The organism is Mycobacterium sp. 1245852.3, from assembly GCF_001669335.1.
Lineage (GTDB): Bacteria > Actinomycetota > Actinomycetes > Mycobacteriales > Mycobacteriaceae > Mycobacterium > Mycobacterium europaeum_A.
The window spans coordinates 1-12,239 of sequence record NZ_LZLL01000018.1; the positions used below are offsets into that span (position 1 = coordinate 1).

7 protein-coding genes are annotated in these 12,239 nt (G+C 68.9%); 4 read left to right on the plus strand and 3 right to left on the minus strand.

Annotated features, from left to right (window positions below; all coding sequences use genetic code 11):
- Positions 1-147 precede the first annotated feature (147 nt).
- The gene (locus tag A9W96_RS00695; protein WP_197499356.1) at positions 148-2,907 is read right to left on the minus strand and encodes an FHA domain-containing protein; all 2,760 of its coding nucleotides are present in this window, start codon (positions 2,905-2,907) and stop codon (positions 148-150) included.
- A 306-nt stretch (positions 2,908-3,213) separates the two neighbouring features.
- Between A9W96_RS00695 and A9W96_RS00700 the strand changes: the two genes are divergently transcribed.
- From A9W96_RS00700 to A9W96_RS00710, 3 genes are all read left to right on the plus strand, one after another.
- The gene (locus tag A9W96_RS00700; protein ID WP_067137360.1) at positions 3,214-5,289 is read left to right on the plus strand and encodes a serine/threonine-protein kinase; all 2,076 of its coding nucleotides are present in this window, start codon (positions 3,214-3,216) and stop codon (positions 5,287-5,289) included.
- A gap of 196 nt (positions 5,290-5,485) precedes the next feature.
- Complete coding sequence (uvrB, locus tag A9W96_RS00705) at positions 5,486-7,657, plus strand: excinuclease ABC subunit UvrB (RefSeq protein ID WP_066875913.1); 2,172 nt, start codon at positions 5,486-5,488, stop codon at positions 7,655-7,657.
- A 57-nt stretch (positions 7,658-7,714) separates the two neighbouring features.
- Complete coding sequence (locus A9W96_RS00710) at positions 7,715-9,133, plus strand: MFS transporter (protein ID WP_067137362.1); 1,419 nt, start codon at positions 7,715-7,717, stop codon at positions 9,131-9,133.
- Positions 9,134-9,150: 17 nt separating this feature from the next.
- Here the strand turns inward: A9W96_RS00710 and A9W96_RS00715 are convergent, their stop codons facing one another.
- Positions 9,151-10,734, minus strand: a complete 1,584-nt coding sequence (locus tag A9W96_RS00715; protein ID WP_067137364.1) for a glycosyltransferase family 39 protein — start codon at positions 10,732-10,734, stop codon at positions 9,151-9,153.
- A gap of 284 nt (positions 10,735-11,018) precedes the next feature.
- On the opposite strand from A9W96_RS00715, the gene A9W96_RS00720 reads away from it, so the two are divergent.
- Entirely contained in the window at positions 11,019-11,462 is a 444-nt protein-coding gene (locus tag A9W96_RS00720) for a universal stress protein (protein WP_066861503.1), read from the plus strand.
- 26 nt (positions 11,463-11,488) lie between these two features.
- Here the strand turns inward: A9W96_RS00720 and A9W96_RS00725 are convergent, their stop codons facing one another.
- Positions 11,489-12,166, minus strand: coding sequence for an MBL fold metallo-hydrolase (locus tag A9W96_RS00725; RefSeq protein WP_067137366.1), 678 nt, complete (start codon positions 12,164-12,166; stop codon positions 11,489-11,491).
- Positions 12,167-12,239 lie beyond the last annotated feature (73 nt).

Consider the following 12,239-nt stretch of genomic DNA (forward strand, 5'->3'; position numbering starts at 1 on the left):
GCGATGTAGAGGCCCCACGGGTGCACGGCATATTCGTCGACGGTCCGCACGATGCCCTTGGGATCGGTGTTCGTGCGGGCCACCAGGTCGAATGTCTCGTGCTTCGGCGGGTGAATGGTGTCACCCTACCGCCGCCGGGCCGCCTCGTTACCGGCGCAACCGGATCTTCCATCGCACGAACCCGGCGTAGAAGATCGACAGCGCGGCCAGCATGCCCATGTCGAGCAGCCAGATCTTCGGCGTGTGCTGCCAGAACCGATCCTGTGACAGCAGGGTGTCGGGCACCAGGTGACGCAGGTCCACCGTCGACGATGCCGCGGCGTAGCCCCAGCGCGCCGGCATCGCCCACGACAGCTGGTTCAACCCGAGGCGGCCGGTCACCGGCACCATCCCGCCGCACAGCACCAGCTGCGCCATCACGGCCACCACGAACAGCGGCATGATCTGCTCGCTGGAGCGCACCAGCGACGAAATCGCCAGGCCCAGAATGGCCGAGGCGACGCACGTCGCCGCGACGGTGGCGAACAGTTCGACGGTGGCCCCGACGGTCGAGTGGCCGAACAGCACCGCGCCGCGCGTCGGGGCGCTCTTGCCGACCACCACGATCGCCGTGACGATCGCCGACTGCAATACCGCGAACCCGCAGAACACCGCGCTCTTGGCCAGCAGGTAGGCGGTGGTCGACAAGCCCACCGCCTGCTCACGCTGGAAGATGGCGCGCTCGCCGACCAGGTCGCGAATTGTCAAGGCGGTGCCCATGAATGCCGCGGCCGGCATCAGCAGGGCCAGTATCTGCGCGGCTTCGTCGGGTGTCCCCGCGTTCGGCGCGGGTGCGTGAAATCCGTTGCTGCCCGGCACGGTCAGCGACAGCGAGCCCAAAATGAACGGCAGTAGCGCCAGGAACACGAAGTAGGCGCGGTCGGCGATCACCAGGCGCACCTGCCGCCGGGCGATCGTCGAGATCTGGCGGCGCACGCTGGTGTGAACCGGTTCCCCGAGGCTGCTCGGCTCGTCGGTCTTGTCGGGCAGGTACCGCTGCGGCCGCTTCTGGGCCTCGTTCTGTTCCAGGAAGCGGCGGTTGGCCTCGTCGGGGTCGGCGCCGACCTGGGTGAAGATCTTCGCCCAGTTGGTGGTGCCCATCGCCCCACCGATCTGGTCGGGCGCGCCGCAGTAGGCGGTCTTGCCGCCCGGGGCCATCAGCAGCACCTGGTCGCAGACGTCGAGGTAGGACAGCGAGTGTGTCACCACCAGCACCACCCGGCCGGCATCGGCCAACTGGCGCAGCATCGTCATGACCTGCAGGTCCAGCGCGGGGTCCAGCCCCGAGGTCGGCTCGTCGAGGATCAGCAGCGACGGGCCGGTCAGCAGTTCGAGCGCCACCGAGGCGCGCTTGCGCTGCCCGCCGGACAGCTTTTCGACGCGGGTGTCGGCGTGCTTGGTCAGGTCGAGTTCCTCGAGCACCTGGGCGACAACGTTCGCGCGGTCTCTCTTGCCGGTGTCGGGCGGCAGCCGCAGCTCGGCGGCGTAGCCCAGCGCCTGGTTGATGGTCAGCTGACGATGCACCACGTCGTCTTGGGGAACGATGCCGATCCTGCTGCGCAGCGATGCGTACTCGGCGTGAATGTTGTGTCCCTCGAACGTGACTGAGCCCGACGTCGGGGTGGTGTAACCGGCGATGAGCCGGGCCAGTGTGCTCTTGCCGGCGCCCGAACCGCCGATCACGGCGGTCAGCGTCCCGGGGCGCGCGGTCAGGGAGATGTCGTCGAGCAACTGCTTGCCGTTGTCGACGACGTAGGAGACGTCGCGCACCTCGAGGCCGCCGGTGCGGGTGGCGGCGCCGCCGCGTTCGGTCAGGGCGCCGTCGCGGAACACCAGGTCGACGTTGCCGATGGTGACGATGTCGTCCTGCGACAGGATGGCCGACCCGACCCTGGTGCCGTTGACGAACGTCCCGTTGACGCTGTTGTCGCGGATCTCCGTGCCCAGCTGGGTGGGAACCAGGGTGGCATGCTGGCGCGACGCCAACACGTCGGAGACGACGATGTCGTTCTCGGGGGCGCGGCCGATCGTCATGGCGCCGGCGGTGCCCGCCGCCGAGGACGCGCGCGGCGAGAGCAATTTCACAAAACGCGTCGCCAGGTTCGACACGTCGGCCGTCTTGGCGTCGATCACGGTGAATTCCGCTGCGGGCGTTGCGGATGGCTGTGGTGGCGCCTCGGTTTCGCCCGCGGCGGGCGGGCTGACCTGCAGCCTTGCCGGTGAGCCCGGGTCGATGACGGTCCGCTCCTCGGGCGGTACGCCGCGCGGCGCCGGCGCCGGCGGCACGCGGGGCGGTGGCGCCTGGCGAGGCGGCACCGTCGGCTGTCGCGGGGGCGCGTTCGGCGGCCTCGCCGGCTGCCGGGGTGGCACCGGGCGCGACGGCGCGCCCTGCGGGCCGCCGCGAGCGGGACCCCTGTTCTGGCCGCCGGTTCGGCCCTGTGGGGGCCGCGGCGGATGCGTCGGATTCGTTTGCTCGGCAAGCGCAGTCCATGCCAGCGTCGGCGGCCCGGAGTCGTGACTCGGCCTGGGCCGCGGCGGCTGGCCGGCATGACCCTGCTGGGGCCCGATCGCAAAGGTCAGGCGCGGCCCCTGGGGGTTGCCGATGTGAATGCTCTGCCCGTCGTGAATATCGACCACCGGCATCCGGTAGCCGTTGAGGTAGGTGCCGTTCAGCGAGCCGTTGTCGATTGCCAGCCAACGGCCTTGGTCGAACCGCACGATCAGATGCGCGCGCGAAATCCGCGGATCGGCGATGCGCACATCGGCCTGCACGTCGCGCCCGACGACCACCTCGTGGCCCGCCGCGAAGGATCGTTGGGACCCGTCATGCCGAATTGTCAGAATGGGCGGGGCGGGTCGAGTCACCACTCAAGTATCGGCCAGCGTTGGCAGTGCGCTCTATTGGAGCCACCTGTGACTTCCCTTTGTCTCGAGTCGGCCACTCATAGCCCTTTCATAGCCTGCTGAGACGAATCGCCTACTGGCGTGCGGCATTATTCGAACGGGAGGGGTGCAATAAGGGTTGCGTCCGCGCGCGTCGAGCACACTGTGGTGCCGGCAAGCGACGAGACGCAGAGGGCCCAATCGCGATGCGCACGCCCAGGGTGCTGCGATCCGCAGCACAGCGCGGCGACACCAGGGGGCGGTGCCGGAAAACGAGGGGGCAGGGCATTGATGAACGAGCACAAGGGAACTACTCGGCGCATCGGCGCCGGACGGCGGCTGTTGAGCAACCCGCGACAAGCCCGTGCGGCGTTGCGCGCGGGGTTTCACTCGTTGCCCGCCATGCCGATCGGGCAGCTGTTCCGCCGGATACCACCGGTCGATTCGGCCCCGAACGCGGAACCCGTGGCCGCCCAACAACTCAACGAGTCCAGCGGGCAGCGCCTGGCGGTGGGCAACGGCGCATCGTTCGCCGGCTACACGATTTTGCGGCAGCTCGGTGCGGGCGGCATGGCCGAGGTCTACCTGGCGTTGCATCCCCGGCTGCCCCGCCGCGACGTGATCAAGGTCCTCGCCGAGGCGGTGACCGCCGACCCCGAGTTTCGCGAAAGATTCAATCGCGAGGCCGATCTCGCCGCGACGCTGTGGCACCCGCACATCGTGGGTGTGCACGACCGGGGCGAATTCAACGGGCACCTGTGGATTTCGATGGACTACGTCGAGGGCACCGACGCCTCCCGGCTGGTCAAGGAGAACTACGCCGAGGGGATGCCCATTCACGAGGTGTGCGCCATCGTGCAAGCGGTGGCGGGCGCGCTGGACTACGCCCACGACCGTGGACTGCTGCACCGCGACGTCAAGCCGGCCAACATCCTGCTCACCCACCCCGAGGCGGGGGAGCGCCGAATCCTGTTGGCGGACTTCGGGGTCGCGCGCCACCTGGGTGACATCAGCGGGATCACCGAGACCAACGTCGCCGTCGGAACGGTGGCGTACGCCGCGCCCGAGCAGCTGACGGGTTCGCCCATCGACGGCCGGGCCGATCAATACGCTTTGGCCGCAACGGCTTTCCACCTGCTCACCGGAGCGCCGCCGTTTCAGCATTCCAACCCGATCGCGGTGATCAGCCAGCACCTGCATCAGGAACCGCCGCGGCTCAGCGATTTTCGCCCCGACCTCGCCGAGCTCGACGAGGTGTTCGCCCGGGCCCTCGCCAAGCGCCCCGAGGACAGGTTCGACCGGTGCCGCGCGTTGGCCACCGCCGTCAGCGAGTCGTCCGGGGCCGCCTCCGAGTTCGGCCGTGGCGTCGCGCCCCGCGCCGTGGTGGCGACGGAGCATCGCCGGCGCGGTCCCGCCGGCGTCATTGCCGTTCTGGGCCACCGTTTTTCGTCGAAAACCCGATGGGCGGCCGCGCTGGTGTGTGCGGTACTGATCGCCGTCGCGGCGACCTGGTCGATCCTCTACTCCTTCCAGCCCGGCCCGCCGCCGAGCAACCCGGCGCTCGCCTCCAAGCCGTCGGTGCCGGCCGCGAGTGCCGCGCCCACCGCGGGCGGACCCGTGCTCAACGGGACGTATCGGCTGGCCTACGACCAGGCCAAGCGCACCACCAACGGCATCTCGATCCGGCACGACGGCGCCGCCACCAACTGGTGGGCCTTCCGGTCGGTGTGCACCACCAACGGATGTGCGGCCACCGGCACCCAGCTGGACGACGCCACTCACCAGGTGGCCAACACCACCGATGGCGGACAGACCGACACCCTGCGCTTCGTGGGCGGCTACTGGCAGGGTGCGCCCGTGCAGCAGCGGGTGGGCTGCACCCAGCCCAACGGTCAGGTGCGGGCCACCCAGCAGGAAACCGTCGCCTGGTCGCTGGCGCCGCAGGCGGACGGCACGCTGCGCGGCACGGAGACCGAGACCGTGCTCAGCAACGAATGCGGGGCCCAGGGAGCGGTGGTGCGGGTGCCGGTGGTGGCCACCCGGGCGGGCGATGCGCCCGCGAAGGTGGCGCTGGGCGATCCCACCCAGGTCATCAACACCTCGACCTCCGCGTCGGCCCCGGCGCCGCCGGTGCTCGGCGGGTTGTGCAGCGACGTCGGCAAGGTGGCCTACGACCCGACCAACAACGAGCAGATCGTCTGCGAGGGCAGCAGCTGGGCCAAGGCGCCGATCACGATGGGCGTGCACGCCGCGGGCAGCTCCTGCGACCGGCCGGGCACCTCGGTGTTCGCCATGAGCACGTCCAGCGACGGCTATCTGCTGCAATGCGATCCGGTCACCCGGACCTGGACGCGTCCGGCGGGGTAGTCGGTCTCGCGGGGCGGGTCGGTCTCCAGGTACCACGACGTGAGTTTCAAACTCGCTAGCGCATGCGCTGGCACGTTTGGGGTAAGCGTTGTCCTTCCGGACAGGTACGGACGTGACGGATGTGGCGAAGGTGCCCCGCCGACCTGGTAAAACCACCGCCACGGCACTTGTCGGTGATCGGTTCTACCCTGGTGGCATGGCATTCGCCACGGAACATCCCGTAGTAGCGCATTCGGAGTACCGCCCGGCCGAAGAGGCCGTGGAGGGGTTGGTGCGCGTCGGCGGCCGCTTCGAGGTCGTCAGCCCACACCAACCCGCCGGGGACCAGCCGGCCGCCATCGAGGAGCTGGAACGCCGGATCAGGGCGGGAGAGCGCGACGTCGTGCTGCTCGGCGCCACCGGCACCGGCAAGTCGGCGACCACCGCCTGGCTCATCGAGCGGCTGCAGCGGCCCACCCTGGTGATGGCGCCCAACAAGACGCTGGCCGCGCAGCTGGCTAACGAGCTGCGAGAGATGTTGCCGCACAACGCTGTTGAATACTTCGTCTCGTACTACGACTACTACCAGCCCGAGGCGTACATCGCGCAGACCGACACCTACATCGAGAAGGACAGCTCGATCAACGACGACGTGGAACGGCTGCGGCACTCCGCGACGTCGTCGCTGCTGTCGCGCCGCGACGTGGTCGTGGTGGCGTCGGTGTCCTGCATCTACGGCCTGGGCACCCCGCAGTCGTATCTCGACCGCTCGGTCGAGCTCCGGGTCGGCAACGAGGTGCCCCGGGACGGTCTGCTGCGGTTGCTGGTCGACGTTCAGTACACCCGCAACGACCTGTCGTTCACCCGCGGCTCGTTCCGGGTGCGCGGCGACACGGTGGAGATCATCCCGTCCTATGAAGAGCTGGCGGTGCGCATCGAATTCTTCGGCGACGAGATCGAGGCGCTGTACTACCTACACCCCTTGACGGGTGACGTCATCCGCCAGGTCGACTCGCTGCGGATCTTCCCGGCCACCCACTACGTCGCCGGCCCGGAGCGGATGGCGATGGCGATCTCGACGATCGAAGCCGAGCTGGCCGAGCGGCTGGCCGAGCTGGAGGGCCAGGGCAAGCTGCTCGAGGCGCAGCGGTTGCGGATGCGCACCAACTACGACATCGAGATGATGCGCCAGGTCGGCTTCTGCTCGGGCATCGAAAACTACTCAAGGCACATCGATGGCCGGGGCCCGGGCTCACCGCCGGCCACGCTGCTGGACTACTTCCCGGAAGACTTCCTGCTGGTCATCGACGAATCACACGTCACCGTCCCGCAGATCGGCGGGATGTACGAGGGCGACATGTCGCGCAAACGCAACCTGGTCGAATACGGCTTCCGGCTGCCGTCGGCGTGCGACAACCGCCCGCTGACCTGGGAGGAGTTCGCCGACCGGATCGGGCAGACGGTGTACCTGTCGGCCACCCCCGGTCCCTACGAGCTCAGCCAGTCCGGTGGCGAGTTCGTCGAGCAGGTGATCCGGCCCACCGGCCTGGTCGACCCGAAGGTCGTCGTCAAGCCGACCAAGGGCCAGATCGACGACCTGATCGGCGAAATCCGCAAGCGCACCGAGGCCGACGAGCGGGTGCTGGTGACCACGCTGACCAAGAAGATGGCCGAGGACCTCACCGACTACCTGCTGGAGATGGGCATCCGGGTGCGCTACCTGCACTCCGAGGTCGACACGTTGCGCCGGGTCGAGCTGCTGCGTCAGCTGCGGCTGGGCGAATACGACGTGCTGGTCGGCATCAACCTGCTGCGCGAGGGGCTGGACCTGCCCGAGGTGTCGCTCGTGGCGATCCTGGACGCCGATAAGGAGGGCTTCCTGCGGTCATCGCGCAGCCTGATTCAAACCATCGGCCGCGCCGCCCGCAACGTCTCCGGTGAGGTGCACATGTACGCCGACACCATCACCGACTCGATGAAAGAGGCCATCGACGAGACCGAACGGCGTCGGGCCAAGCAGGTCGCGTACAACGAGGAGCACGGCATCGACCCGCAGCCGCTGCGCAAGAAGATCGCCGACATCCTCGACCAGGTCTACCGCGAGGCCGACGACAGCGAGACCGTGGAGATCGGCGGGTCGGGCCGCAACGCGTCCCGTGGCCGGCGGGCGCAGGGCGAGCCCGGTCGCGCCGTCAGCGCCGGGGTGTTCGAGGGCCGCGACACGGCCAGCATGCCGCGCGCCGAACTGGCCGACCTGATCAAGGACCTGACCGCGCAGATGATGGCCGCCGCGCGCGACCTGCAATTCGAGCTGGCGGCCCGGTTCCGCGACGAGATCGCCGACCTGAAAAAGGAACTGCGGGGGATGGACGCCGCCGGCCTGAAATGAGTTTGCTGGCAACCGATCTGCGGCTGTTGTCGCCGCGGCACCCCATACGGTGGAGGAGTGACCGACGCGGCGACTATCACCGGCGGCTGGCGTGAGCTGCTGGGCCCGAGGTATCTGAGGACGTCCATCCTGCTGGCCGGCGGGGTAGCGCTCTACGCCACCAACGAGTTCCTGACCACCAGCTTGTTGCCCAACACCATCGCGGAAATCGGCGGCAGCCGGCTCTACGCGTGGGTGACGACCCTGTATCTCGTCGGGTCGGTGGTCGCGGCGACGATGGTCAATCCGATGCTGCTGCGCATCGGCGCGCGTTCGTCATACATGCTGGGCCTCGTGGTGTTCGGCGTCGCCAGCCTGGTCTGCGCCGCCGCCCCGACCATGCATGTTTTGATTGCTGGCCGGGCGATGCAGGGGGTGGCCGGCGGCTTGCTGGCCGGGCTGGGTTACGCGGTCATCAACTCCGCCCTGCCCCGCTGGTTGTGGACGCGGGGCTCGGCGCTGGTGTCGGCGATGTGGGGCGTGGCGACCGTGGTCGGGCCCACGACGGGCGGCCTGTTCGCGCAGTTCGGCATCTGGCGCTGGGCGTTCGTCGCGATGGCCGTCCTGACCGTGCTGATGGCCCTGTTGGTGCCGGTCGCGCTGGCCCGGGTCAGCCCGACGACCGGCATCCCGAGGATGAAGGTGCCGGTCTGGTCGCTGCTGATCATCGGCGTGGCCGCGCTGGCCGTCAGCGTCGCGCAGATTCCGCACAACACCGTCGCGACGTTCGGGCTGCTTGCGGCCGGCATCGTGCTGGTGGGCGTGTTCGTGATCGTCGACTGGCGCATGCACGCGGCCATCCTGCCGCCCAGCGTGTTCTCGCCCGGGCCGCTGAAGTGGATCTACCTGACCATGGGCGTGCTGATGGGCGCGGCGATGGTGAACACCTACGTGCCGCTGTTCGGGCAGCGGCTGGCCCATCTGACGCCGATCGCGGCCGGGTTCCTGGGGGCGGCGCTCGCCCTCGGCTGGACGGTCAGCGAGATCGTCAGCGCATCGCTGGAGAACCCACGAACCATCGGGTGGGTGGTCATGGTGGCGCCGCTGGTGGCCGCGTCCGGCCTGGCATTGGGGGCGGTGGCCCGGCGCGGCGACGGGTCGGCCGGCACCGCCGCGCTGTGGGCGGTCGCGCTGCTGGTCGCCGGCATCGGGATCGGGATGGCCTGGCCGCACCTGTCGGCCCGCGCGATGGCGTCGGTCGCCGACCCGGCCGAAGGCGGCGCGGCTTCCGCGGCCATCAACACCGTCCAGCTGACCTCCGCGGCGATCGGCGCAGGATTGGCGGGCGTCGTCGTCAACACCGCCACCGGCGGCGAGGGGATGGCCGCGCACCTGCTCTTTACGGTGTTCACCGCGTTGAGCGCCGCCGGCGTGGCGGTGTCCTACGCCGCGACGCGCGCCACCCGCCAAGCCCAGCCGGTCGGCACCGGACGTTGAGCTCGGTCAGCGGCGAATCACCGCGTGGACTTGACAACCTGCGAGTAGTGGAATTGCCACCGTTCGACGATGTGGAAGCCGAGGTAGCCCGGGAATCGGTACGCCGGGGCGCGCCCGAACGCGGATCCGGGCGGTAGCGATGGGCCGGCTTGATGGTCCGGCAGCGAATTGTCCCTATTGGTGATCGTCCAGATCGCCGGGCATTTGTTGATTTTGGCGGTCGTCAGCCACACGGCGACGTGCCCGTCCCACAGCGATCCGACCTTCGGCCCGTAGACGCCGCGCTCGACGTCGACCAACGACCGGAAGGCCGCCGGCCGGGTGGCCAGCAGCGCGCGAATCGGCCCGGGCTTCCACGGGACGGTGTTGTCCACCATCAGGCAGTCGCCGGGGGCCGCGTGCGAGCTGATCAGATCGGCCACCTGGCTGTAGTCCCAGCCCTCCTTGGCATACGGCCACCGTTGCACGAACAGGTAATTCGGCACGGCGGCGACGGCGAACAACAGCACCGCGCCGGAGATCGGCCAGGGCCGGCGGGCGACGGTGACGATGCAGACGGCCAAGACGACGGCCATCGCGGGTGCGGTGAAGATCAGGTAGCGCGGGTAGTAGATCGGCTCGATGACGGCCGAATACACGACGACCAGCGCGGTGGGAATCACCATCCACGCCGTGGCGATGACCAGCAACCGGCGGAGGTCGCCGGCCGGGGCCGGCACGCCGGCCAGCCGGGTCGCGACCGCCGCGACGATCAGCACCGCGCCGGCGATCGCGAACGCCACGCTGTGGTCGAAGTACTGGCGCAGGATGATGTCGAAGGCGTAATGCCAGCTGACGGGATAGATCCAGTTCACCTGCCACACCTGGTGGTGCGCGAACAGGATGAACGGCGTCATGGCCGCCACCGCGGCGACGGAGCCGGCGGTCCACCAGAGCGCCGGAGCTTTGCGCGCGCCCTTCGGGGCGAGCAGCGGCAGCAGGGCGCCGTACACCGGCACCAACAGCACCAGGTTGAGGTTGAGCAGGATCGCCAGCATCAACCCCAGCGCGTACCAGACCCAGCCGCGCGGCCGGTTGCGCCGAACGGCGGCGACGAACAACACCGTCAGCCACACCGCCGCGGCGGCCACGAAGGCGTACGGCCGGGCCTCCATGCCCGCCCAGGTGGTGCGCGGCAGGATGGCGAAGACCGCCCCCGCGCAGACCGCGGTGGGCCGGGTGGAGAACTGCCTGGTGAAGACCGTGACCCCGGCCGCGGCGGCACCGACGGCCAGCGAGCTCGGGAAACGCGACCAGAACTCGGTGGGCGGGAACAGGGCGAACCAGCCGTGCATCAGCAGGTAGTACGCCCCGTGGACGGCGTCGATGTGGCTGAGCAACCGCCACAACTCCGGCACTGTCCGGCTCGCCGATGCCGATATCGTCGCCCCCTCGTCGAACCACAGCGACGGCCGACAGGCCCAGGCGGCGCTGACAACGGTGGCGAACAGGGCGATCGTGCAGGGATCCAGCAACCTGCCGCGCGTGCCCCCGGGCCCGGGCTCGGCGCCGACATCCCCGGCGCGCGGCTCGAGAGTGGGCTCGAGGGTGGGCATGGACATGATGGTTGTTACTTTAGGGCGCGGCTCATGTAACGGCTCACAAACTGCGCCCGGCGCATTCATTGTTCGTGCCGACATTGGCGAAAAGCGGCTTAATGCAATGCCTTCCATGGTGGCCGCACGCTTTTGATTGTTTTGCCATTGCCGATATTGTCCGTTGGCCCAGCCAGTGACCGCAAATAGCGGGCGCGCCACGCCGCGCGGTGTGGCTAATCTGCCTCCTGCGCAACGAGCAAACGCGCTACTGTCTTGGGTTGGCTGACCAACCGAAACTGGGAGGGTAAATGGGCGCCTATCGGACTGTGGTGGTAGGAACCGATGGCTCGGATTCTTCGATGCGCGCGGTAGAGAAGGCGGCACAGATCGCCGGTTCGGACGCCAAGCTGATCGTGGCGTCGGCGTATTTGCCCCAACACGAGGACGCCCGGGCGGCCGACGTCCTGCGCGACGAGAGCTACAAGGTTTCGGGGACCGCGCCGATTTACGCGATTCTGCGTGACGCCAAGGACCGCGCCCACGCCGCCGGTGCGCAGAATATTGACGAGCGCCCCATTGTCGGGGCCCCGGTCGACGCGCTGGTGCACCTCGCCGAGGAGGAACAGGCCGATCTGCTCGTGGTCGGCAACGTCGGCTTGAGCACGATCGCCGGCCGGCTGCTGGGATCGGTGCCGGCCAACGTCTCGCGTCGGGCCAAGACCGACGTGCTGATCGTGCACACCACGTCCTAGCGTCCTAGCGTCCTGGGGCCGCGCGGTTACCAGCCCCGCTCGCGCCATTCGCCCAGGTGGGGACGTTCGGCGCCCAACGCCGTGTCGTCACCGTGGCCGGGGTAGATGACGGTGGAGTCGTCATAGACGTCGAACACCCGGGTGCTGACGTCCTCGATCAGCTGGGTGAAATCGCCGGGCTGCCAAGTCTTGCCGACGCCGCCCGGGAACAGGCAGTCGCCGGTGAACAATTGGGTGACGCCGCCGGTCGCCGGGCCGTCCAGGGCCAGCGCGATCGATCCCGGGGTATGCCCGCGCAAATGGATGACGTCAAAGGCGAGCTCACCGATCTGCACGGTGTCACCGCCCGACAGCAAACGGTCCGGTTTGACCGGCAGCGGCTCCGCGTCGATCTCGTTGGCGGCGGTCGGCGCGCCGGTGGCGGCGGCCACCGCCTCCAGCGCCTGCCAGTGATCGAAGTGCTGGTGACTGGTCACGATCAGCGACACCTTCGGCGCGTGCCGCCGGATCAGGTCGATCAGGACGTCCGCGTCGTTGGCGGCGTCGATCAACAGTGTTTCGCCGGTAGCGGAACAAGTGATCAGATAGGCATTGTTGTCCATCGGGCCGACCGAGACCTTTAGGATCGTGGCGCCGGGTAGGGTCCGGCGGGCCGCGGTGCCGGGGTCGACGTGTCCGGTGTAGTTGTCGTCCACTGCAGTCATACCGGTCACGCTACTGGTCAAAACTTGCTTGTCGGTATGGACACATAGCATGGAATGCGCCGTGCGCGATTCC

What these genes read in the sequence shown, in the direction of transcription:
- A9W96_RS00700 (WP_067137360.1), top strand. Translation starts at nt 3,214, where the DNA reads ATGAACGAGCACAAGGGAACTACTCGGCGCATCGGCGCCGGACGGCGG.
- uvrB (WP_066875913.1), top strand. Translation starts at nt 5,486, where the DNA reads ATGGCATTCGCCACGGAACATCCCGTAGTAGCGCATTCGGAGTACCGC.
- A9W96_RS00715 (WP_067137364.1), bottom strand. Translation starts at nt 10,734, where the DNA reads ATGTCCATGCCCACCCTCGAGCCCACTCTCGAGCCGCGCGCCGGGGAT.
- A9W96_RS00720 (WP_066861503.1), top strand. Translation starts at nt 11,019, where the DNA reads ATGGGCGCCTATCGGACTGTGGTGGTAGGAACCGATGGCTCGGATTCT.
- A9W96_RS00725 (WP_067137366.1), bottom strand. Translation starts at nt 12,166, where the DNA reads ATGACTGCAGTGGACGACAACTACACCGGACACGTCGACCCCGGCACC.